This window comes from Pseudobacteroides sp. (genome assembly GCF_036567765.1).
In the GTDB taxonomy this organism is placed as follows: domain Bacteria; phylum Bacillota; class Clostridia; order Acetivibrionales; family DSM-2933; genus Pseudobacteroides.
Map to the genome: position 1 here is coordinate 20031 of NZ_DATCTU010000097.1, position 25313 is coordinate 45343.

20 protein-coding genes are annotated in these 25313 nt (G+C 36.0%); 17 read left to right on the forward strand and 3 right to left on the reverse strand.

Features of this window, described 5'->3' with window-relative positions; all coding sequences use genetic code 11:
• Positions 1-64: 64 nt before the first annotated feature.
• From VIO64_RS15445 to VIO64_RS15455, 3 genes are read right to left on the reverse strand one after another with little or no spacing between them, the layout of a single operon-like run.
• The gene (locus tag VIO64_RS15445; RefSeq protein ID WP_331919825.1) at positions 65-754 is read right to left on the reverse strand and encodes a hypothetical protein; all 690 of its coding nucleotides are present in this window, start codon (positions 752-754) and stop codon (positions 65-67) included.
• On the reverse strand, positions 751-2049 hold the full coding sequence (locus VIO64_RS15450) for a hypothetical protein (protein WP_331919827.1): 1299 nt from the start codon (positions 2047-2049) through the stop codon (positions 751-753). The genes VIO64_RS15445 and VIO64_RS15450 overlap by 4 nt, the downstream gene beginning before the upstream one ends.
• Before the next feature lie 45 nt (positions 2050-2094).
• Positions 2095-3501: a hypothetical protein gene (locus tag VIO64_RS15455; protein WP_331919829.1), complete on the reverse strand. Its 1407-nt coding sequence runs from the start codon at positions 3499-3501 to the stop codon at positions 2095-2097.
• Positions 3502-3852: 351 nt separating this feature from the next.
• Here VIO64_RS15455 and VIO64_RS15460 point away from each other — a divergent pair, with 351 nt between their 5' ends.
• From VIO64_RS15460 to VIO64_RS15540, 17 genes are all read left to right on the forward strand, one after another.
• Positions 3853-4776: a serine/threonine-protein kinase gene (locus VIO64_RS15460; protein WP_331919831.1), complete on the forward strand. Its 924-nt coding sequence runs from the start codon at positions 3853-3855 to the stop codon at positions 4774-4776.
• A 432-nt stretch (positions 4777-5208) separates the two neighbouring features.
• Positions 5209-5712: a hypothetical protein gene (locus VIO64_RS15465; protein ID WP_331919833.1), complete on the forward strand. Its 504-nt coding sequence runs from the start codon at positions 5209-5211 to the stop codon at positions 5710-5712.
• Positions 5713-5743: 31 nt separating this feature from the next.
• The gene (locus VIO64_RS15470) at positions 5744-7636 is read left to right on the forward strand and encodes a stalk domain-containing protein (protein ID WP_331919835.1); all 1893 of its coding nucleotides are present in this window, start codon (positions 5744-5746) and stop codon (positions 7634-7636) included.
• Positions 7637-7657: 21 nt separating this feature from the next.
• Positions 7658-8050, forward strand: coding sequence for a membrane-associated protease 1 (locus VIO64_RS15475; protein ID WP_331919837.1), 393 nt, complete (start codon positions 7658-7660; stop codon positions 8048-8050).
• Between the two features lie 99 nt (positions 8051-8149).
• On the forward strand, positions 8150-10312 hold the full coding sequence (locus tag VIO64_RS15480; RefSeq protein WP_331919839.1) for a transcriptional regulator: 2163 nt from the start codon (positions 8150-8152) through the stop codon (positions 10310-10312).
• 83 nt (positions 10313-10395) lie between these two features.
• Positions 10396-10818: a type VI secretion system tube protein TssD gene (tssD, locus tag VIO64_RS15485; protein WP_331919841.1), complete on the forward strand. Its 423-nt coding sequence runs from the start codon at positions 10396-10398 to the stop codon at positions 10816-10818.
• Positions 10819-10968: 150 nt separating this feature from the next.
• Entirely contained in the window at positions 10969-11934 is a 966-nt protein-coding gene (locus VIO64_RS15490) for a pentapeptide repeat-containing protein (RefSeq protein ID WP_331919843.1), read from the forward strand.
• A gap of 57 nt (positions 11935-11991) precedes the next feature.
• Positions 11992-12516 carry a hypothetical protein gene (locus VIO64_RS15495; RefSeq protein WP_331919845.1) on the forward strand — a complete coding sequence of 175 codons (525 nt, stop codon included), beginning with the start codon at positions 11992-11994 and terminating at the stop codon, positions 12514-12516.
• Positions 12517-12522: 6 nt separating this feature from the next.
• Positions 12523-13017 carry a DnaJ domain-containing protein gene (locus VIO64_RS15500; protein ID WP_331919847.1) on the forward strand — a complete coding sequence of 165 codons (495 nt, stop codon included), beginning with the start codon at positions 12523-12525 and terminating at the stop codon, positions 13015-13017.
• A gap of 28 nt (positions 13018-13045) precedes the next feature.
• The gene (locus VIO64_RS15505; RefSeq protein WP_331919849.1) at positions 13046-13663 is read left to right on the forward strand and encodes an FHA domain-containing protein; all 618 of its coding nucleotides are present in this window, start codon (positions 13046-13048) and stop codon (positions 13661-13663) included.
• Between the two features lie 25 nt (positions 13664-13688).
• Positions 13689-14207 carry an FHA domain-containing protein gene (locus tag VIO64_RS15510; protein WP_331919851.1) on the forward strand — a complete coding sequence of 173 codons (519 nt, stop codon included), beginning with the start codon at positions 13689-13691 and terminating at the stop codon, positions 14205-14207.
• Between the two features lie 5 nt (positions 14208-14212).
• Positions 14213-15052, forward strand: a complete 840-nt coding sequence (locus VIO64_RS15515) for a PP2C family protein-serine/threonine phosphatase (protein ID WP_331919853.1) — start codon at positions 14213-14215, stop codon at positions 15050-15052.
• 45 nt (positions 15053-15097) lie between these two features.
• On the forward strand, positions 15098-16813 hold the full coding sequence (locus tag VIO64_RS15520; protein WP_331919855.1) for a hypothetical protein: 1716 nt from the start codon (positions 15098-15100) through the stop codon (positions 16811-16813).
• A 34-nt stretch (positions 16814-16847) separates the two neighbouring features.
• A complete protein-coding gene (locus VIO64_RS15525; protein ID WP_331919857.1) occupies positions 16848-17219 on the forward strand; it encodes a DUF4280 domain-containing protein in 372 nt (123 codons plus the stop codon).
• Between the two features lie 52 nt (positions 17220-17271).
• Positions 17272-18693, forward strand: a complete 1422-nt coding sequence (locus VIO64_RS15530; RefSeq protein WP_331919859.1) for a contractile injection system protein, VgrG/Pvc8 family — start codon at positions 17272-17274, stop codon at positions 18691-18693.
• 3 nt (positions 18694-18696) lie between these two features.
• Positions 18697-24009 carry an RHS repeat-associated core domain-containing protein gene (locus VIO64_RS15535; RefSeq protein ID WP_331919861.1) on the forward strand — a complete coding sequence of 1771 codons (5313 nt, stop codon included), beginning with the start codon at positions 18697-18699 and terminating at the stop codon, positions 24007-24009.
• Between the two features lie 46 nt (positions 24010-24055).
• Positions 24056-24775, forward strand: coding sequence for a hypothetical protein (locus VIO64_RS15540; protein ID WP_331919863.1), 720 nt, complete (start codon positions 24056-24058; stop codon positions 24773-24775).
• The last annotated feature ends 538 nt before the right edge of the window (positions 24776-25313 follow it).

The window sequence follows — 25313 nt, forward strand, 5'->3', positions numbered from 1 at the left end:
TATGCCATCTTTATATATAATAGTAATAAAAATCCCCCCTCAAAATATAAGCATTTTATAAGAATTAATATAGTGCGATATTATCTATTTTCATGGTTTCATCTGTTCCTATAATCCCGAAATGATCCATCCAGTACACTTCAGCACGGAACTTGATAGGCAGAAATATGTCCTTTATAAATTCAAACTTGTCAACATTAAGCTCATTTCTAGCATAAGGTATATAGAACAGCAATTCATCAATTGTTTCATAATTGGCATAAATCGTGGATTTATGAAAAATCCTTCTCACAGTATCCTTCAAAAGATATAGTCCTTCTCCGGTAATATACAGCCTTATAATATTTTGGGCTATGATTATTCTATCCATCCTTTCAAATAATTGAAAGCCTTCTTTGATTTCCCTACCAAAGAGCCCATTGTCAATGTCCTTTATGACAAATCTGGAGTAGAACTCTCTTTTGTTCATGCCCGACATGAGGTCTATGCTTGTAAGGAAGTGAATAGTTACATCAAATAGGGTTTCCCTAAGCTCTATGTCCTCAAAATTGTCTAGGCTGAAAAAGTATTTGAAAATTTCATAAAATCTGTAGTATGGGTTTAATTCTACTTCCTGTTGGACATCCTTAAAATTTATATTTTCGTTGCTGAGCTCCATGTATGGAGAATAACTTTTAGCAGCTAAAAACTTGATTTTTGTCTCATCTATTCCGAGCTGTCGTGCTTTTATGATAATATCCCAGATATAATTCATACAAGCTCCCCTTTACATTCATATTCGGGAAAATACATCTGGATCTCAGACACTATAAAGCTTAAATGGTCATGAATCAAGTAATTGTCCATATAATCCGACCTGAATTTTAAGTGCATGATCTTTTTGTCATTGCCGATTCGGATATCATCTACTATAAATGCATTTAGATCATAGGTTGTTGATGATCCTATTTTACCGGGAAGTATTTCTATACTGATAAGCTCAAAGTATTTTGATACATCAAAAGAATTGGCTATCCTGGCTATTTCACCCTTGGTCCTTATGAGTGAATTCTGTTTTTGAGCAAATCTATTTATGAAACCTGCTCTACGACGGTTGGATACCAGTTCATGTTTGGTTTTGCGTTTTTCTTCCTCGGGATTTTGTGCAATCTTAAGTATATCCCAGGTGCTTGCCAGCTCCAAGGGGGATATGATGATTAGTTCCTCTTCAGTTCGCTTAATATATTTTACAAGGGCCTCATTCACATCTACCAGATAACCGTTTTCATATCCAAGTTTATTTAATGATATGGCATGTTCAAAGTTGACATTATCTATGGCAGGCATTGGGAAACCATCGCTTTTAAGGTTTAACTTCTGAATATTCCACATAAGGACCACATCAGACAGCCTGTACTGTTCATATTCTTCCAGGTTAAAGTTGATCTCCTGTATTTCCTCGTCTTCATTGATCATACCTTCACAGCCTGTAAGTATTACATCAAAAAACTTATTGAGGTATGGATTATTAAGTGTTTTCCAGGCTATACTGTTTTTTTGGAAAATGTTATATATATTTTCAACTTCATCTGAATAGGTTTTGTTGTGAACAAGCTTTACCTTAATCCTGTATTTCTTGCTGTCTGTGATAATCTCACCGGAATATTTACGGGCACTCTTGGCTATTTCTCTAATTTCAGTATAGCTGCACTTAAGAAATATAGTTGAGAGCTTTATGTCTTCACCCTTTTTTATTCCATCAAGTATATCTAAAGAATTAATCTCTTTAATTTCTAATTCTTCAGGGAAAACAGGAAACAAGAATTCGTCTATAGGACTAACATTTTCTTTGCTTGCAATTGTAACAAAGACATCATATCTGCTTTCATCATCCTGGATTTCGCTGAAAACCCTTTCGACAAGCTTTTTGTTGGCACTGTCCTGGTAATCTATAAGGTTTGTAAGGAAATCCCTCATGATGTCATTTAAAAGCTTATGCTGCTGCAAGTCCTTCATTTTGCTTAATCTCTCAGGGATTATTACATCCTTCAAGTTAGTCATGTCTTCCATATCTATTCTTCCTTAAAATAGTATTTATCACTTTCAATATAATCCTTAGTTGGTCTTAACCTGATCGCCTTTTATTGTAGTGACCCCGTTCATTTCAATCAGGCTGTTTTTGCATTTGATTCCGATACCTGTATTTGCAGATATCTGTATTGTTTGTTTTGACTCCATGGAGATTCCTTTATCTGCAACTATTTTAATATCCTTTTTACTATATATTTCGATGCCTTTATCCTCGATAAGTTTTATAAGAACCTCACCATCTTTGGCAGATATGATGATCTCCTTATCATTAAACAGTATTTGCTTACCAAACTTGGTTCTGAATATCTTAACATCAGGGTCCTTTATAAAGTCTCCGCCCTTTGTTCGCCTTCTTACTGAATCTGTAACAACTCCCTCTTCTTCCTTATTCGTAGGAAAATACAATTTCACGCGGTCTTCAAGCTCCGGCATACAGTACCATCCAGTGTTTCCTTCGGTGGTATAAGCCGTTGAATAGGGAAACCAGAAAGCCTTATCCTTAGGCTGCTTTTCATCAATTTCCAGATGGACTTTTATATTGTCTTCCTTTATTTCGATTACCTTTCCCTCTACCGAGCAGCCCACTGCCTTTTCATTCAATATAAGATCCTGGCTTAAACCTTTTTTAGGACATAGTGTATATTCATGTTTAAATACGCCGTCGATAAGTTCGCCGATGGATTCGCATACATAGAGGGCTTTTTTCTGGAAGTTCACAGAATCCCCTATGTTTAATACTTTATCTGTTTCCACCTTGTAATAGATAAAATCCTTATCGTCAATGCCTTCTATGAAGTTTTCCGACGAATATCTAAAATCACTTATTTTCTTTGATACACTGAAATTAAATTCATCAAGCTCCTTGCTTCCTCCCTGAGGCACCCCAAACCAGAATTTAGGTTTATCAGATATTGGATCGGGAACAAGTCCTGTATTAAATCGCGAAGCCATTCGAATTAAAAATTCCCAATCGGTCTCATCGTACTGGATGATAAATTTGTCAAGCTTGGAGGCTTTTGCTGCCTCATCTATAAAGTCTGCACCGGAGTAATCCTTAATAACATCTCTCACAAGGTCGGTGTATGCCATACTTTTATCCTGGAAGGAGCGTCTTATAAGTTTTATGTCAAGGTTATATGTATAGGAAACGGCTTCAACCTCAAGATAGAACACATCCCTGAAAGATCTGACTTCAATATTAGTTACAATGCCCTTAAAAAGCTGCGTAGATGAAGATTTCCCATTATGATTGATTTCAATCTTGGACTGTATATCAGTCATCTGTATATACTTATCCTTTTGGCCTTCCGGAACAATAGCCGTAAAGTTAACACGAACGTGTTCGTTGATTCTGCGTACAATGGTGAGTTCAGTGGGATGAATATCGTATGGCAATATCTGTATCTCGTGACCAGCAATAATATTTGACATATTACTCCCTCCATTTCTTCAAAAAAATTTATATAAATATTTTATAAATATGAAAAGTTGCTCCGCCAAATGTAAAATCAATGATACTTTTCATATAGTAACTTTTATGATCTAAACAACGGTAATGTTTCCATCTATTTGAATTAATTTTATCATATTTTACAAATTTATCAATATTTTTTGCATTGTACGATTTTTGTATAATCTTTTTACAAAACCCATGGTTATTGTACAATCATTATCTATTCTTCATTCATGCCTTAGTATATTGACTTAGTGATGTGTCAAAGTTATTATTGAGTTATAGTAAACTTTGCCATAATGGGCGGTTCGATGGAGGTAAGGGCTTAAATGGAGTATGAATGGCTTCAAGAAGGAGTTATACTTAAGGAACGTTACAAAATCAAAAAAGAACTGCATGTCAGCGATTTGTCCATAGTATACTTGTGTGAGGATATAACATGCGGTTTGGAATGCATAGTAAAGGAATATTATCCGAAGGGCAAAGTTTTAAGAGACATGGATGGGAGGACTTTGGTCTACAGGATGCCGTCATATAAAAAGGTATATGACGAGGCGGTGGAGGGCTTTTTAAATGAGGGGACAATTCTAAAAAAGTTTAATCATAAGAATATAATACGATGTATTGATGAGTTTAAGGAAAACGATACAGGTTACATTGTTTTGGAGTATTGTGAAGGAAAAACTCTTAACAAACATATGAAGGATGAAAAGGTGATATCTATTCCAAATCTGTTTAAAGAACTGTTTATACCTTTGATAGATGCAGTTGATCATGTTCATAAAAAGGGTATAATACACAGAGATATTAAGCCGGCCAATATAATTATAAATAAAGACAGAGGGCCTGTATTAATAGACTTTGGTTCAGCAGTAAACTATAAAGATAAAAAAGCAAAGAAAATATTCTTTACTCCAGGTTATTCACCATTGGAGTTTTATTCCAAGGACTCAAAGCAAGGTAGATTCTCGGATATTTACAGCGTTGCTGCTACCATATATTACTATTTAAGCGGAATAACACCGCCAAGCTCGCAGGACAGGCGTATTAGAGATGATATTGAGGAACTTAAGGATTGCAATTATGAGATATCTAGGAGCTATTCACGGACAATTATGAAGAATCTTTCTCTCAATTACAGGAAGAGATTTTCGTCAATCAAGCCCTTAAAGGCGTTTACTTACGTAGAATTTTATAGGCAAAAACGAAAACATAAATATTCTGGTGACAGCACACATCAGTTAAAGGGTTGAGTGCTTTATGAACATAAATTAAATAAATTGTCAATTGTTGCAGGGTAATGCTTCACATAGCGGATTGCCAATTAAAAATAAACATAATTGGCGTGTCAAATGTGGGGTTTTTTTTATGAGTTTAATACAAAGAAAATACAAATAAAATACAAATATACCTTATATGGAACACATTGACATGTTAAAATGCGTATGATAGAATTTTTTCATAATCAACAAAATATAATATTATCGGCAAAGATTGGCGTACACTTAATAGTAATTTCTTATATTTTTTTGCTGTTAAATATCAATATTTAGCATATTTTATTAGATACACTAAATATGGTCAGATATTACATAGGGTTTGGTTGAAGACAATGTCATATCTTATTCATGCAAAGGAGTTATACTCTTAATTGCTATAAAATTTATATATTTAGGTGGGATATAATGGATAATAATGAGAAATACCTAAAAGTCTTAAACATTATTAGAGGGCTGATAGCAGTTAATTTTATAGCCATACTATTAGCGGCATTTATTATTCCGGGCAAAGATGTGCCTGGTTCTAATCCGTCTCCAACGGTGACTACCTCTGTGTCTGATATTACGCCTGTTCCTTCTGAAGTGCAACCTGAGGCTACGGAAGTACCTGTGGTAAAGCCAGCCGAGGAGCCAAGCGAAACTCCCACTGAGGTGCCAACTGTAGCTACAGCTGAGGTATCGACCAACACGCCGATTGTTGTTGCTACAAATACACCAAAGCCATCGCCAACAAAAGTTAAACCAACACCGACAAATACAAAAAAAGTAATATATACAAAACCGCCTAAAACTCCAACAAAACCACCCAGAACACCAACAAGGCCGCCTAGGACACCGACCCCAACCAAGATAAAAACACCGACGCCTAAACCTACGCCGACACCTACAAAACCGCATATTGCTTTTTGATAATATAAATTAGCTTAGAGGAGAGATAAACATGGTAATTAAAAAAAGGAAGTCAATTATAAGCCTTGTAACAATGGTTGCATTTATATTGTGTTTAAACAGTTTTGGAACGGTATTCCATGCTGAGGATGCACCAAAGCAAACTGTATATCTAAATTACAATGAACTTAAAGCAGAGCCGGGACCCGTTGAGGTTAGCGGGATTACATATTTTCCGATGGAGGCACTATGTAACGCACTTGGTATCAAAGCTGTGCCTGTTTCAACCGATACATTTAAACTTACTTATTCCAAATTGAATAGGGAGATAACAATAGCAAGGGGTAACAAAACTATAATAATAAACGGGGTTTCTCACCAGGTTCCATTTAATGTGTTGGGGACTTATCCTGCGACACCAAAAGATGTATATATGGTACCGCTAAGGTATATAGTGGAACAGTTTGGTGGAGAAGTAAATGTTGTACCTGAGCAAAAAAGAATTTATGTAAATGGGTATGCCCCCATTCAATTTAAGGATAAAGCTTTTGAAGCTGCAGTTCGTGCATTGATTAAAAAGCCTGAAGGGGATATATTCAAATTTGATGTACAGGATGTTCTGGTAATGGATTTGTCTGGAAAAGGTATAAATAGTGTTGACGAACTCAAATATTTTGAGAATCTTACATACTTGAACCTGACAGACAACAATATCAGTGATTTATCCGTCCTTAAAAATTTAAAGGGTATAACTGCGTTATTTGTAAAGGATAATCACCCCAATTTGGACGTTTTTGCACCTATAGCTGAGTATTATGAGAATATCAGGCAGACTGACATCACTATTGATTTGAAGTTTGACAGCAATCTTGAAAAGGCCATCAGGGAGAATATAAAAAAACCTGAGGGAAAGTTGGAACCAAAGGATATAAGAGTAATTACAGACCTCAATGCAAGCAATAAAAAGATTCTTACAATCCAAGGTCTCAATTATTTGGTAAACCTTAAGAAACTTGATCTTTCAACTAACAGCATAGTAAACATAGAGCCGCTAAAGAACTTGACCAATCTTGAAAGTCTTACACTAAGTGGTAATGCTATAGCAGACATCAGCATAATTAGCAGGCTTCAGGGTTTAACTACTCTGGATTTGTCAGGGAATAAAATAAAGGACATTACTCCGCTGAAGGAGTTGAAAAAGCTTAATGTACTGAAATTAAACAATAATTTAATTGGAAACGTTTCTTCTATAAATGGTCTTCTCAATCTTAAGGAGTTGTATATAGGTAACAATGAGCTTACCGACACATGGGGTATTGAAAAGCTGTACTTAAACACATTGTATATTAAGGATACAATCAAAGATACAACTACAGGCACCACGAAAAGTACAACTAATATACCAAAGGAAAAGCTAAAGTTATTAAAAGATCTTTTTGCCAGACTAACCAAGACTGATTTAACAAAAGAGGATATTGGTATTAGCAATCCGACGGTAACGTCTTCTGTGTATGGATCGCCAACAGCAACTGTTAATCCGAAAGTTACACCAGCCCCTACTACAGGTGCATTTATACGATTCTATGTAGGTAAATCGGTTTATACTGTTAACGGCACAGAGTATAAGATGGATGCAGGCGTAGCACCTACAATAAGGAATGGAAGGACAGGAATACCTGTAAGATATATAGCAGATATCATAAAAGCACAGACCGGATGGAACGAAAAAGAAAGAAAAGTTACCATTTCACATGGAGGCAAAGAAATATGGCTTTATGTTGATATTGATTATGCAATGATTAACGGTTCTATGACAAAATTGGATGTCGCACCCTTTATAATTAATGGAAGAACGATGGTTCCATTAAGATTTGTAAGTGAAAATCTGGGGCTGGAAACAATATGGAATCCAGAAAAGAAAGAAATAACATTAATTTTAAAATAAATAATAAGGGGGGGCTGAGATATGCCTTTTAAAGTAACAATATCCGGAGGTATTAATCTAGAGCATTGTATAGAGTCAGTAAGCTGCAGGGTTGATACGCCTAATGATTCTGATGCCAAATCAAATTTTGTAGGAAATGTACTTGAAATAGTGGGAAAGATAGGGTATGGAGAATCCACTATAGGTCTATACTCCTGGTCTCTGCTGCCGTCTGACGACGGCCAGGCTTACAGAAATGTTGATGTTGAAGTTATAGGAGAAGATAAAAAGACTGTAAGAAAGGTAACTTTTCCTAATGCTTTCATTGTGGACTATTCAGAAACATATTCTTCGTCATCGGGGAAAGGATTATTCAGCCTTTATTTAAAGCAGAAAAAAGATAAGAATGACGTTGTTACTGCCAGCGGTTTATGATTTTAATGGTCAAAATGCATTTTATATACGAAGAAGTTAAAAATCACAGAGGCACTGCCTTAAAGATTTTTATTATTTGAGAAACTAAGGGGGATAAAAATGGATATCATTAATCAAACAAATAGAAGCATTCTATTTGAAGAAATCAACCCGGAAAGATTGGATCTTCTTACTCTTGTGGGTGATGTTAAGGGAATAGACAGTCTTGATGACGAAAAAATCAAAGAGATAAACAGGGAGCTGCTTGTCAGAAACTTCGATGAGTTTTTGGAGAAATTCTCACCGAGTGTATATTCGTTTTTCAATGCAGCCGCTGATGATGGAAAGGGTGCGGTTGTCTATACACTGAAAAGACCTGAGAATATACCACCCGAATATATTTCAGAAATTAAACTTGATCATAATAACGATTTTCTTAAAATGCTTTTCACTTTGATTGATACAAAAAGAAGCCAAGGTATCATTAACGTTGACTTCAGATTCGATAAGGTTCTTGATATGATATCTCCCAAAAAGGTAATGGATGACATAAGACAAGCAAGAAAAGAAATCCACTACCTATTTGATAAATATGAGGAGCTTGATGAAGGAGATCCAAAAAAGCTTGATTTAGGAGACAAACTCAATTACAAATTTGAAGAAGCAAGACAAAATTATAACAATGTTATGGCTATGCTACCCCTGGCGATAGAAGATATCAAGACCAGACTTCTGTTAGGCGGCGGTGAAGGCGGCGGTGAGGCTCAGGCAGTGCAGGTAGGTATGCTTACAATAGGTGAAACAGGAGAACTCAAAATAATTGAAGCCCCCAAGGAAGAGAGCAATGCCCTGATGCTCGTTTCAGAAAACAGCAATAACAGTCTTGTAACAATTTTTGAATCAGACTATGATTCAGTTACCGATTCACCTTCTTCTTACGTCAAGGACCTTGTGGTAAGAACATTCTGCCCGCTTCCTGCTACTCTGACAGAAGTTGATATTGACAGGGAAATTGCAAATTACAGGGCATACCTTGAGTTTTATACAAAGGCAAAGGATGACTTTGTAAAAGCATCCAAACCATTAGTTGAAAAGATACTTGGTGTGAAGATGTTCTTTGACCAGTACAACACAAAGACTAGAGGAATGAGGCCTTCACTTATTATATCAAATAATAAGCTTGATATGACTGTAAAAAGCAACAATATGCCAAGGCTTGAAACATACCTCAATACAGTAAATGCAAAAAATGATTTTTCAAATACTGTTTGGTTCGGAATCGTTCCGGCAATTGAATTAGAGTCTGCCGGAAAACCAAAAATAGGAAGAGCCATATTTGCCGGAAATAAGGAAGTTAAAAAGGAAGGAAATACAATGGAATCCCTTACAGCACTGCTGCAGACACTTAAAAAATATAGGGTGCAGGTATTCTTCAACTTCCAGGCAAACGACGAAACTACCTTCAACAACTTAGCAACAATGGGTGTTGATAAATACATGGATAAGTGTCAAATGATGACAAGGCAGGATTACAGTGAGTTTGCAATCCCTTGTCTGCCTAACTTTACAATCATACCTAAAGACAAGTCGGGCGTTGTTATTGATACAATAATTCAAAAAACAGAGGATGGAAAAGTAAAAGTTTCCGACTCAAAAGAAGATATAATGAAGCTTTGGATACAGGGCGTTTATGTTGATGCTTCATATGTAGCGGCTGGTATTGTGGGTGCATACCAGTGCCCCGAGTACCTTAAGGAAATCTTCAAAAACGCCAGCAGGAATTATCCAGGCGTAAGATTTGATATCGAAAGAGAAGATTATAGCTTAAGAATGGTAACAACAATGGCTAAGGAAATAACTGGTTTTACCAATAATATAAAAGATGAAATAAATAAAAGAAGCTTTGGTTTTGTATTTTCTTCTGAAAACGCACAGGTTGATGGTAAGGACGTAAAGAGGATTACTGTTTATAAAGCCAGAAGCCTTGCTATGACAGACAGCGGATTTGATTCCATCTATAAAACCACAGTTAGTACATATATTGAAAGAATTTTGAGGTTCACATCAAACGACTTCAAGCAAGATAAAATAGAATCATTCTTCAGCAACAATCCGAAGAGCCAGAAGGAAGTTTGGAAGAATGACAATAAATTCATTAACTCTATTGTTCAACCGGGAGATGACTTGAATTATTCAATAGATGAAATGACAAACATGTGCCAGATTGATTTGACATTCAATGGTAATGTAAAGAACCTGGAAGTATTGATTACAAAGAATTAAAATCAATGTTAAGACCGGTATTAATGCTTGGTTGAGTATTAATATATATAAAAAATATTATAAACAATAAGGAGGGTTCAATTATGGCATTTAAACTAGCTGCAACACCTGCAAGTATAGGGGGAGGAGGAGATTCCTTTAATCTTGACGAGAAAGTTATAAAGTCTGTTGTTTACAAAACAGATACTCCTGATGATTCAAACGCAAGGTCACATGACGTTGGAGCAATCCTTGAAATTAGGGGCAATTTATTGCAAGCTGCTGAAGAAGATACTAAGAAAATGGCTAAATGGACACTTGAAAGTGCATTGCCTTATAAGAATATTGTAGTTACTCAAACTGCAGGCAGCTTTGTTATGAGAGAATACACTTTTACTCAAGCTTTCTGTGTTGACTACATAGAAGAATTCAATGAAACTGAAGGTGAAGGTAAATTTACTCTTATAATCAAGCAGAAGAGGGAAAACATCAAAGACGTTAAGATTGAAGGCGGATACGGAGCATAAGGTAATCTTATGAGCAACTTTAGTAATCAAAGCTTAAACGAATAGCGTTTAATAGGATTTAAAGGGCAGATGTTTCTGCCTTTTAGATCCTATCTACTAAACTAAACATACATGCTAAAAATTTGGTTTTATGTAGAAAGGAAGCTTTCTATGAAAAGGTTTGAGGCTATAGGGCATTTTAATGATAATTATGTTTTAAAAATCAGGGAAAAAAAGCTTGGCGAGCTGAGTAGTTTCTATGAAACTAACAAGAACATTCTTGCCCAAGGAATGCTGGATGCTTTTAAGAATCTATGCATAAAGGCGGGAAAGCTGCAGCAGGAAGGCATAAAAGACAGCATAGCTCATATTTGTTTTTCTCTTCTGCGAATCAGAATATTGGAAAAACGACATAATTACCGTCTAGACGCATTTAGCGATCTATATTACCTTGATAAAACAGATTGTACTGTAGAATATGATGCTGCATGGGCTTATAAATACCTTGATGAGTTTATGGAAGAGCTTGAGCAAAGCAGAAAGCTTTATATGAACAAGGTGCTAAAACCGGATATTGAGAGAATAATGTTTAAGGAAATATCATACTACAATGACTATATTGTTAATCTTGCAAGGCTGCTAATACCCGAGGCTGTAAAGCTAGATGAGTATATAGCCTTAAAAAGGCAAGAAGTAGTTGATATTAGTGTAGGTGAGTATAAAGCATCAAGTTGTATAGTTTACAAGGAAGACAGAAGGGTTAAAAACTCTGGTGACATAAAATCATGGCTTGAAGGAAAGTATGAATATGGATACCGCAGTGAGATTTTAAAAGATCTGGATCTGTCAGAAGGGGATTATGAGGGAATAGACTTAGCCTATAGTGATTTTACAGGAAGCAATCTTACAGGAAGTAGTTTTAAAAATGCCCAATTGTCAGGAGCTGTTTTATGCAATACAAACTTAGAAGGTGTTAATTTTGAAAATGTTGACCTTAGGTGCTGTGATTTGAGGGGAGCCATACTAAAAAATGTTAATTTTAACAAAGCAAATCTTAAGGATGCAATGGTTTCCGGCAGTGATGCACAATCACTGGCATTAGATCAAGAGCAGAGAAAGAACATAATAATTATTTAAATATATTAGAAGTGAAAAGCCTATTTAATCTTAAATTATAAATGCAGGTGAAACAGGATGGATTACTATATAATTTCACAGGACGAAAGATTCATAAACTTTGCGGAGCCGTCAGGATTGTCAAAGGTAGTTGACAAGGATCTGGTTAAAAGCAGAGATTTGGAAGCATTAAATACCGACCCCGTTATGGTTTACATAAAAGAGAAGGACGAAAGTGAGTTTATAGACATTATTGAAAAACCTGTTTTGCTTATATCCGATAAGATTAAGCAGGTATTTGAAAGGTATGGTAAGGATGAGTTTTATAAACCGGTTATACTAGGTGTTCCCAAGCATATGGAAACCTCATTGTACCATCTTGTTGTGCCTAAAAAGGTTGAATGTCTCTCTAAATCAAGCGAGTTCAATCCGGATGGTACAATAAAGAGACTGGTGCTTGACAGAAGTAAATTAAATTGTCAGCACATATTCTCAGTAAGTGGAGTTCGAGAGAACTTTATTATTGTCAATCTCGATGTAGTAGAAAGTATTATCAGAAGCGATTATATTGGAATTAAACTTAAAAGGGTAGAAGTGGATTAAATTTGATTGATTGTTACAGTTGAGTATCTAAAGTGCCTTGAAAGGATCAGTGTTATGAAAAACTATTACGAAGTTCTTGGAGTTCAAAAAGATGCAACTTTGGAGGATATAAAAAAAGTATACAAAAAGCTGGCAAAAAAGTACCATCCAGATTTGAACCAGGGCAACAAAGAGGCAGAGCAAAAGTTTATTGAGATAAAAGAAGCGTATGACACATTAAGTGATGAAGATAAGAGAAAATCATACGATGCCAAGCTTAATGGCAGCAGTGATTCTTCCTATCGGCAGGAGGACAAAAGGAAAAGCACCAGATCTGAATCGGAAGAACCTGCCAAATTTGATTTTGAAGAAGTTGAAAGAAGCTTTGAGCGTTTTTTCGGGTTTAACCCTAGAACCAACAAAGTTAATATAGAGACAGAAAAACAAAGAGAAAAGAAGAAAAATCCTCTTGATACCACAGCAGCTTTTGAACAATTCTTTGGATTCAAGAGGAAAAAGTAAGGTCGATTATTTTTGAGGGGGTTGCTTTATGAATAAAAGCGGGAAAGTACCCGATGTAAAGAATAATTTTAAGAAATATATCAATGAAAAAAAGATGGAGACTTATTCTGACAAGAAAAAAGCTCTGTGGATTATGATAATTGATATTCTTATAGTTGTAATAACTCTGATAACACTATACTTTATATTCTTCGTTGATAATGGCAAGCCCATACTTGACTATCTGGGTTATGCAGCCATTCTGCTGATTGTATGTTTTGGAGTGTTCAAGGTTATCACAATCGGATTTACCAGCACGACAAGCTCCAATATAACAAAGGTTGTATTGGTAGATGATGATGGTTCCAGCATCAAGACATGGAGTATTAAAGGCAAGGTATCATTACTCATCGGAAAGAATTCTAATGAAAATGAGGTTGATATAGACCTTTCTGAAACTACATACTCATCTTTGGTTAGCAGGCAGCATGCAGTAATGAATTTTTCCAATAACTGTTGGTATATTGAGGATATAGGATCATCCAATGGTACCGGACTTAAAAAAGAAAACGACGACTTCAAGCAAAAACTCGAAGCAGGTAAGCCATATGAACTGAGTGCCGGGGATACGATATATATAGCAAATACGAAGTTGATTATGAAATAGTATATAAATAGGTGGAGGAATTGAAATGAGCGATTTGGTTAGATGCTCTAATGGGCACATGTATAATACAAAAAGATATGGGAATAAATGTCCTTTTTGTGATGCTGGTCTTGAGAAGTCTGGAAGAAGAGTTCCACAGCCTGCAATAGATGGGGAGAAGACACAAACAACCGATGATCCTTTAGGAATTGAGCCTGTTGTAGGGTGGCTTGTTTGTATCGAAGGTGAGCAAAAGGGAAAAGACTACAAGATAAGAAAAGGAAGAAACTTTATAGGCAGATCGGATGAGATGGATATTGCCATACTCGGAGATATGTCGATTTCCAGAAAGAATCATGCTGCAATAAGCTATAATCAAAAGCAAAGAAACTTCTTTCTTATTCCCGGAGACGGCAGAGGAGATGTCTATAGGAACAATGAGGTTGCTTATGTGCCGGTTGAATTATCGCCCTATGACCTTATTGAATTAGGAAAGTGCAAATTGATATTTATTCCTTTATGCGGTGTGCATTTTGATTGGGAAAACGATGATAAAGAGGATTGATTCTTATGACTGATTACTTGCAGGGTCCCTATGTTTTTGTGCTCACATCTTTATTAGTAGTCTGTTTGCTCTTTTATGTAAGGTATCGATTGATAAATGCCAAAAAGGATAACTATATTGTCATTGGCAACGGGCAGACAATAGGTAAAAGGGACGAGCAGGAAGACAGCTTTTCCACTGTAGAAAATGAAAAGGGAGTAATGGCCGTTCTGGCAGATGGTATGGGAGGATATACAAACGGTAAGGTTTCTTCCAGTATTGCAGTTAATACATTTGTTGAGGAGTTTTCCAACTCCTACAGTATTTTTCCCATAGAAGAATTCTTCAGAAATACATCGCGTTTAAGTAACAGAGCGATCCTTGACAGATCCAAGGGTGCCAGATCGGGTACAACCCTTGTATCTGTAGTTTTAACTGATGAAATGCTTTACTGGGCTTCAATAGGTGATAGTGCCATAGCACTTTTCAGAAATGGCGAGCTAATAAACTTAAATAAGAAGCACATTTTTGAATCGGAGCTTGAGCAGCAGTACATATCAGGTAAAATATCTGAGGCCCAGATGCTGAACAATCCTATGAAAAAAAGAATTACCAGCTATCTGGGTGCAGAAGTTTTAAAGGATATTGAGATATGTGAGAAGCCTATTAAGCTTAAACATGGAGATAAGGTAATATTGTGCAGTGATGGTGTATATAACAGCATTACAGAGATCGAAATGGAAACCATTCTTATGGAAAAGATAAAACCATTTGAGGCCGCTGAAGAGATAATTGAAATGATAAAAGCTAAGAATTTTCCAAAGCAGGATAATGCCACTATAGTGATTTTGGAAGTATGCCAATAAAGCAATTCTTAATCATATAGGGGTAATGTATGCCGGAGGTTAAAAATGAGGAAGAACAGCATTGAATTTAAAACAGGTTTTACTTCAGAAGCAGGTACTTATAGAACAAACAAAGACTTTTTTGCATATACGGAATTGGATGATGTGGCATGTTACATTGCTGCCGATGGATTAGATTCGGATGAAGAGGTAAAAAGTGCTGAATTGGCAGCCAACTCTTTTTTTGAACGTTTCCTGGAAAATCCAACCATGTCGAGAAGAAAAATAAAGAATTATATAATGCATGTACACAAAACACTTATTGCGAACAGTACAAGTGTGAGGCTTAAATCAAGCATGATAATAATGATTACCGACTATTCAAATATTATTTGGGTTGTTTCAGGTAATGCAAGGCTTTACCACTTCAGGAATGGCGGTTTCAGCTTCAGAAGCAAGGACCAAAGTGTTGCACAGATGATGGTTGATGCAGGAAAGATTTCTGACGAAGAGTGCAATTTTCATGATGAGCGTAACAATCTAACAAACTTTATCGGTCATGCAAAGGGCTTCACTCCTTTTATATCAAAGAAGTTTAAGCTGTGTGACGGAGACTCGGTTATCCTAGCTACATCAGGCTTTTGGGAAAACATCGACAGCTTGGATCTGGTAGAAGCTTTAAAGGAAGGTAAAGAGCCCAATGAAATTATCTGCGGTCTTGAAGATTTGTTTTTATCAAGGCAGAATAAGGTCATAAATAATTATACATTGGCAGTAATACTTATGAATAAGGTTTTTAAAGAAGGTCCAAGGCAGGATAAAAGGCTTAAAATGGCTAAAAAGATTGCAATGGTCCTAGTGCCTGTAATAATTGTTGCGTCAATTGGTCTAATTGTAAGAAATGTTAAAAAGAAAAATCTTGAGAAGGATGCAATTGCGTTTGAGCAGGACGGAGACAAAAATCTTAAGGATAAGCTATATGATCAGGCAGAGGAAGCTTATGCTAACGCAGTAAAAGCTGTTAAAGCTATTAATGAGAAAGAGTCACTTGAAAGAGTAGAAACAAAACATTCCATATTAAAAAAAGTTCTTGAGGGTGATGAGCAGTATGATAAACAGGATTTTGAAAACGCCAAGGTAAGCTATACCGATGCCATGGGCAGTCTTAAGTTTTTCTCACAGTACGATAACAATGTATTTAGCAAAGAAGAGTTGTATAATACATTAGATAAAAAGATAAAAAACACAAAAAATTGTTTGGATGTAAAAGAACAATTCAGTAAGGGTAACAAGCTTTTTGATGACGGTAAATTTAAGGAGTCGCTGCCTGTATATGAGGCTGCTTTAAAAAAAGCAGAGGATATTTACTATGACGATATGGTAGATAAACTTGAAAAAAAGATAGAGGAAGTAGAGAAGAAGCTGGAAGAAGCAAAGGCAGCTGCTGCAGGCCAAGCAAAGGATAAAGAGCTTTTAACAAACTTCACAAAAGAAGTTAAGGATAAGTGGAAAGAGATGGAGGAGTTTGTTAAAGATGCAAAGGCCTATGAAAACAAGGAGTATGAGAAGGCTATCGGAAGATATGAAAAAGCTATTGAGATATGTGAGATCATAGTTGGGTTACCAAATAAAGATGACTACAAAGATATTAAGGATAAGAAAGAAGTAAAAGAGATGAAAGAGATTACTGAAGCCAAAAAGAAACAAGTTGAATATGGAGACAAAATAATCGATCTTAATAAAATGAAAGATGAGGAAAAGGTGGCTCAGGGTAAGCAATAAACTTTTAATATAACAATGAAAGAAGGGATTATTTATGGCAAGCTATGTAGTACAGGGTGCAAAGCTAAAGTGTACCTTTGGCAGTCAGGAAAGTACTTTTCAGGTTCCGGTAGACCACAAAATCTATATAAACAACAAGGCACAGGGAAACATGATGGACTTTAAGCCAATGATGAACATAATGCCCTTCGGATTATGCAGCAGCCTGGCCAATCCTACAGTTGCAGCCGCAACAGCAGCAGCAAGCGGTGTGCTTCAAAAGATGCCGTGCATACCTGCAACGGTTACACCTTGGTTTAATGTAAAAATGGATGTTTTATTGGAATATTTTCCTGCAATGTTGGATAGCTCAAAGACAATGTGCATGTGGTGCGGGATGATTAGTATAACAGATAACGGACAGTAACTCTGGAAGTTATATTTTGATTTAACTTAAAAGTTTAGGCGGGGGGGATTTTATGGGAAGCAAAACTACAATTGCGTATGGTAATATAAAGATCAAATCACCTTATAATATTAAAACTATCCTTAACATGAGGATAGAGCATAGAATAAACGATCACTCCAAAATACACATATCTGGAATTTTATCAGATGAAAACAAGGAAAAATATGTTGAACAGGCTACCATAAAGGATGTGATTGAAGTTACCCAGACAGATGATAATTCTGCATCTACCAAGCTTTTTAAGGGTATTGTGACGGAAATAGAAATAAAGGCTGCAAGAGGTATTTATTATATTGAGCTTGTTGGGGCCTCATCTACTTTCAATATGGATGTTAAGTTAAAAAGGCGTTCTTTTCAAGATAAGGACATGGCATATACCGATCTTGTAAAAAAGGTTATAGCTGATTATCCGGGGGATTCTATAGATATGGCGGCGAAGGGTGAGAAGCTAAAAAAGTTTATAATTCAGTATGATGAAACTGACTGGGAATTTTTAAAGAGGGTGGCTTCACATTTTAATACAGGTCTTGTTGCAGACTACTTGTCGGATAAACCCAAGTTCTGGTTTGGAATCCCTGAGGGAGGAAGCAAAGGCAGCCTTGAGGAGTTTAATTACAATGTAAGCAAAAAGGTTGAAGACTATAGAATTCTATCGGAAAATAAGGTAGACGGTATAGATATCGCTGATTTTACTTACTTTGAAGTAGAGACTGATAAAGTTTTGAATATTGGGGATTCTGTAACGTTTAACAGTATTAATTTATATGTGAATAGTTCTATAAGCTATATTGAAAACAGTGTATTAAGACATTCATATTTTCTTACACCCCAAAAGGGTCTTACACAAGATATTCTATTAAACAGCAAGGCCTGCAAAAAAGCAGTAGAAGGTAAAGTAATAGAAGTAAAGGAAGATAACGTAAGGATTCACCTTGATATTGACAAGGAGCAGCAGAAGGATAAGGCATATTGGTTTCCTTATGCAACTACACATACCTCGGAAGGAAATACGGGATGGTACTGCATGCCTGAACTGGAAGACCGGGTTAAACTTTATTTTCCAACTGACAAAGAGGAAGAAGGCGTTGTTGTTGATTCCGTTAGAAGAAAGATAAAAGGCGGAGACAAGATTGGAAAGCCAGAGGAGAAGTATTTCAGGACCAAGTTTAAGAAGGAAAACAAATACACAGAAAAGGAGCTTGCCTTTTCTGCAAAGGATGACAAGGTATTAATAAGCCTGCATGAAGACAAGGGAATAGAAATACTTACTGACAGTGAGCTTAAAATAAAATGCGATAATGATCTGATTATAAATGCAGATAAGATAGATATTAAAGCAGCTAAGGGAATTGATATGGTATGCAATGCAAGCAGTATAAAAATGGATGGCAAGACAGATATAAAGGGTACACTCGTTAAAGTGAGGTGCTAAAATATGAATTGGAAAAGCACAAAGGTTTCTAAAAATGATTTGGAAAAATTAAAGGCCGGGAAGTTAAAGCAGGAAAACAGAAAGAAAAAGAATAGGGCTTTAAAAAAAGGAAAAGGGAACGGTAAAAAGTCAAAAAGTCCTAAAAATACAAGCCAGGCGGCAAAAAATGTATGTACCTCAGGGGATCCTATTAATGTGGTAACAGGAAGCTTTTACATAGATGCAAAAGACCTTTTGATTGAAGACAGAGGGATAAACCTTGAGATAAAAAGAAAGTATAATTCAACTGATGAATCAACAGGCCCTATGGGAAAAGGCTGGACCTTTGAATTTGAAAGCAGGATAGAAAGACGTGGCGATGAACTGACTCTCGTTTGCCCGGATGGCAGTGTAAGGGAGTATGAAAAAAATGAAGGCCTGTGGGCAAACGTAAGCGATGACGATGAGTCAGATAAGCTGACAGAATTGGAAACAGGCCAATTCTTATTGAAAAGTAAAGATAAAAAAACCCTTAATTATGATAAAAACGGAAAACTCATATCTGTATCGGATAAAAATCATAATACACTTCTTTTAGCATACAACCATAAAGGTGAAATTGATACCCTCACAACTCCTGGTGGAAAAATAATAACGTTTTTATGTAATTCCGGTAAAGTACTCCAGATTACAGACAATATAGGGAGAATTGTAAAATATAAATACTCAGGGGACAATCTCACAGAGGTTACCCTGCCAAATGGCGGAACAGTAAAATACACATATGAAGCCAAATGGATTACAACAGTTACCGACCAAAATGGTGTTCCATATGTCAAAAATGAGTACGACGAGAAGGGAAGGGTAATAAAACAACTTGATAAAAATGGGAATATAACTGAAATTACATATAATGAAGATGATAAGGAGAACGTCTTTATTTTCCATGCAACAAATGTGGTTGAAAGGTACAGATATAACGAGCAAAACCTTTTATCCGAGAGGGTTTATCCAGATGGCACCAGTGAAATCTATACATATGACATTTACGGCAACAAGGATTCTGTAACAGATCGCCTAGGAAGGACAACAGAATATGTTTATGATAAAGAGGGGTATTTGCTTGAGGAGATATATCCCAACGGTTATACAATCTCAAACTATTACGACAGCTTTGGAAACCTTATAAAAACTGCGACATCAGGTGGTTCCGCGACATTGTTTTTATATGATTCAAATGGAAATATTATTGAAGAAAAGGTTAGAATTGATGATGATGTATATTCTATAACCGGATATTTCTATGATGAACATGGAAGACTTTTGGAGAGGGTTGATCCGGAAGGTAATATAACAGAATTTGAATATGAAGACCACCATATTGATAAGCCTACCTTAATAAGGGATGCTGAGGGCAATATATTTAAATATAAATATGACAAAGCCGGAAGAATGATTGGTATAACCATACCCTACGGCACTATAGAGTATACATATAATGAAATCAACAAGGTGATTAAAAAAATTGATGCATTAGGTAACGTTACCCAGATGGAATATGACTTGATGGGCAACCTCGTAAAAAAACTCCTTCCGGGTGAGCAGAATTCAGGAACAGGTTACAAATTTTATTATGACAATATGGATAGGCTTGTTAAAACCATTGACCCGTTGAACAATGTAATGGCGCTAAAGTATGATATCCATGGAAATGTAATTAAGGAGATTAACCCTAACTTATATGATCAGGATGCTGCTGATGGCATTGGTATCGAGTACATATATGATCAGAGCCAGAGAAGGATAAAAGATGTATATCCAACAGGAGGAGTCGGAAGGACAAAATATGATCCTGTGGGTAATGTTATAAAGACAATTGAACCGGGAAAGTATGATGTTTACACTGATGATGGTGCAGGCTGCGAATATGTATATGATGAGCTCAATAGGCTTACCATGATAAAGGACCCTGAAGGGAATGTGGTAAAAGCCTACCAGTACGATGATGGCGGCAGGCTTATCAAAGAGGCAAATGCAAAAGGCTATGAAACTATATACAAATACAATGCAGCAGGGTGGCTCATTGAGAAGAGGGCACCTGTTGATGAAAAGGATTCAAAGGCTTTATATAGCATTACCCTTTACAACTATGACAAAGCCGGAAGAAGGATTGAGGAAAAGGTTTCAAGGGAGTATGTAGATGATAAGGAATACCCTGAGGATTGGAATGTCATAAGCTATGTATATGATAAAAATAATCGCATAGTTGAGGTTTCCGATTCCACTGGAGCAAGGATTCAATATTCCTATGACTGCCTTGGCAGCAGAACCACTGAGATAATAAAGATAAACGATAAGAAGAATAAAATAATAAGATATAGATATAATAGTGTAGGTTTATTGGAAAAGAAGACTGAGGAAGTAGATGGAGACGATCTTGTTGAAAAAGTGGAAGGAAAGGCTATTTCCCAGACGCTTTACAATTATGATGGCAACTACAACCTGACCTGTATTACAACTCCCCTCGGTTATAAAACCCATATAAGCTATGATAAGGCGGGAAGAATCACCGAGGTCAGAAAAATTATAGATAAAGATGAAATTCGTATTACCAAATATGAGTATGATAAAGCAGGCAATCTGACTAAAGAAACTGATTGCAACGGAAACTCAATAAAATATGATTATGACAGTATGAACAGAAGGGTTAGGGTTATCGACAGGGAAGGCGGTGTCACAAGGCTGTTTTATGATGATGCAGGCAATGTGATAAAGAGGGTATCTCCTAAAAACTATGATCCAAAAACCGATGATGGAATAGGAAAATCTTTTACATATGACAGCCTTAACAGGTTAACAGGGGTAATTGATGCTCTTGGAAATGTGGTAGAAAAGAGAATGTTCAATAGTGCCGGTGAGCTTGTTGAGAAGATGGATGCTGCAATGCTATCAGCAGAATACAAGTATGATATTGGCGGAAGAATAAAGGAAATATCAACACCTGGGGCAAAACAAAGGGGAATCGCATCACAGCAGTACACTTATGATGCAATGGGCAATATAACAGGAATTAAAGACGGCCAAGGAAACCTGACCCAGCACAAGCTTGATTTGTGGGGAAGAATTTCAGAAATCCAGAAGGCTGACGGAAGTGTTGAAAAATACAGCTATGACCATGCCGGAAATATTGTAAGTGCTGCAGACGGAAATGGAAATATCACCGAGTATGTGTTCAATAGCTTAAATAAGCTTTCTCGGATTGTAGATCCTGCGGGGGATAGTATTTCCTTTAAGTATGATTTGCAGGGAAGGTTAGTTCGAAAGGTTGACAGAAACAGAAAAATCAGTGAATATATATATAATCAGGATGATAACATTGTTTTAAAAAGGGATATGGCATCAGGCTATCGGGAAGAATACTCCTACAATCTGGATGGAAGCCTTAAAGCTGCTGTCAATGGTGCTGTCAGTTACTTTTATGAGTATACTCCTAATTTAAAGTTGAAGTCCAAGAGAGCAAATGGAAAGCCTGTTCTTAACTACAAGTATGATAAAGAAGGCAACCTTATTGAGCTTAAAGATATCTCAGGAAAACTTACAACTTATAAGTATGATGAACTTGGAAGGCTTTCGGAGGTATGGGACGCAGAACAAAAGGAAGCCACCTACATCTACAACCTTGATAGTACTGTAGCCTCAATATGTTATAGTAATGGAACAACTGTGGAATACAGCTATGATAATGATAAAAATATAGCATCCATCATATCAAGGAATAAAGCCGGTGAAGAAATAATTTCACATATGTATTTCTATGATAACAATGGGAATCAGGTTGAAAAAGTTGAAAATGGAAGCGTTACAAGCTTTCGCTATGATAAGCTTAACAGGCTGGAAAAAGTGGTTTATCCTGATGTTGAAGAAATATTTACATATGACTTTGCAGGAAACAGAATAAGTAGAATAAAGGGTAATATCAAAGAAGAATACAGCTATGACAAAAGAAATAGATTGGTAGAGAAGGTTGAAGGAGCTGCACATACTAATTACCAGTATGATCCCCACGGCAATCTGATTCAGGAGAGCGGCAATAGGGGTATAACAAAGTATACATACGACTGCTTTAACAGGACAGCATCTGTACAGAGCCCGGCAGGAGGGTTTATTAAAAATGTTTATGACCCTGAAGGTCTAAGGTATGAGGTGCAGGAAAACGGCAATGTTAGTAGGTTTGTGTTCAGCGGAAGAGATATAGTGTCGGAACTAGATGGAAGCGGAAGCCTCAAGCATTCTTCCATCAGGGGGTATGAGCTTCTTGCTCACAAGGAAGTTACGGGCAAGAGTTATTATTATATCAACAACGCCCACGGTGATGTAACGGCATTGGTTGATGCAGCCGGAAGTGTAGTGAATCGGTATCAGTATGATGCATTTGGTAATACAGTTGAAGCTGTAGAGAAGGTGCAGAATAGATTCAGGTATGCTGGAGAGCAGTATGATCAAGTTACAGCACAATATTACCTTAGAGCTAGGTTCTATAACCCTGTAGTTGGTAGGTTTACACAAGAAGACACATACAGAGGCGATGGATTAAACCTCTATTCATATGTAAAAAATAATCCTGTTAAGTATCTTGACCCAAGTGGACATTGGGGCGAATTAGTCCATAAAGATGTAACAACTGAGATAGCCTCAAAATTATTAGATAATGAAAAATATGGAAGTATAGTTGGAAATGCTGATAACGGTGTTGATTCAGACCCTACAACAAGTCCTTTCCTTAAAGCGACACAGGATTGGCATTTTGATCAAACCAAAGGTACTGGCGTAGATACAAGACAGCAACACTTTGATGAGTATTATAAAAAATCTGTTGACACATGGAATAATGCTGAAAAAGATTATGCCAACAATGTTGCAAATATAGAAAATTCATATTCCTATAAAATCAAAAAGGTTTTCATGAGTGAAGAGAAAGCAAAAAATAGTTGTTTACAAAGCCTGATGGAGGAAAGAGAAAAACAACGTAAAAAATCTCTTGAACAGTTAGGAAAAGCATTACATCCATATCAAGATATTGATGCACATATGGATTGGGATACTGGCCCACTTGGTGTGAATGCTCATCATGCTAATAGTGGATATGATAAAATAAAGATATTTGATGATCCACGTTACGATCTTGTAAAAAATCCGGCAGGTGGCTATGATCCGATAGATTCTGGAGAGAAATTTGGAAGTCAGAGGTATAAGGCAACAGAACAAAAGACAAAAGATGCTATTACACAATTTATGAAGGATGTTAATTACTGTGCATCTAAAAGTCAGACTTTTTAACGGAGAGTTTGAAAGCCATTTAAGGAAATAGGTGAGGAGAAAATTTATGGCATTTCGCAATGGATTAATAAGTTTTTTAATTGTTATAGTTACATCTTTAATTACAATAGCAGCAGGAATTATACTAATTGTTAAATTTAAAAATGGGTTTAATGCCTTAAGACTTACTGGCATTCTATTGATCTTAATAGCAGTGGTAATGTTACTTTTTTCAAAAAAGGTTTGTATTAGAAATGTCAGGTTAAAAGAAAATATAGTTGTTACACCAATGACGAATCTGCAAATTTCTTCAAATATAAAAAGTGTTAAAGACATTATTGAGAGCATTGAATCATTTAGCTCATTCGAAGTTAATACTACCAATGGCGTAAATACTGCGGTGTCAGTAAAACGGTCAGATGGAATTATTGAAATGCTAACAGGTGTTGACCCTAAAGGAGCTCATTTAGATATTAAGGTATCTGTATTTGACAGTGTGGAGAATGCCTGTAAATCATACAATTTCAACTATAAAAATTATAGTAAAGATTATGGGATTATGAACAGTAGCGGAACGGAAAATGATAGATATTTCGTTACGTACAAGAACCAGTTACGATCAAGTGCAGAAACAATGTTTCAACTAACTGATACATATGTTACATATGTATTTTTCCAAAAGGGAAACATGATTATTAGATTATGGGAAACCAGAGACAGTGGGGATAGCAGCAAAATTGACAGCTATATTAACTTGTTATCCAATAAGCTATCCACATTGAAATAGATTGCTTGATAAAGGCCGGAATTAAACCGGCCTTCTTAATGTCCTGGATTTACAACATTACCACTTTTCGTATTTTGTATATTGTTATATATGAACTACATTTTGCTATCCGCCATGCCTCGAGTTAATTGCTGAGGGATGAATACCAACCAAATCTATGCTTTGAATCATATGAATTAGTCGTCTTACCGAAATTTTTAGCAATTATTATTAAATCTGAAATATTTTTGTAAAGTCCATATTTAAATCTGCTTTTTTATCATACTCAGGACGGACTGCTTATATCAAGATTGAAATATTTTGCTACCTGAATAGCATCAGCGACATTTATTGCACCATCCTGAATTCCATCTATTTCTTATGGTATAAATGCCGTTAATATTTGAACTATATTTTACTGTAGATTGTCAAGTAAAATTGACCCCTTTTTTAAAGTTTTTACACTTAAAATTGACCCTTTAGTTCATAGAATATAGGATTTTAGCATATTTGAAAAATGATTACATCGAAACCCTAGGATTTACACTTAAAATTGACC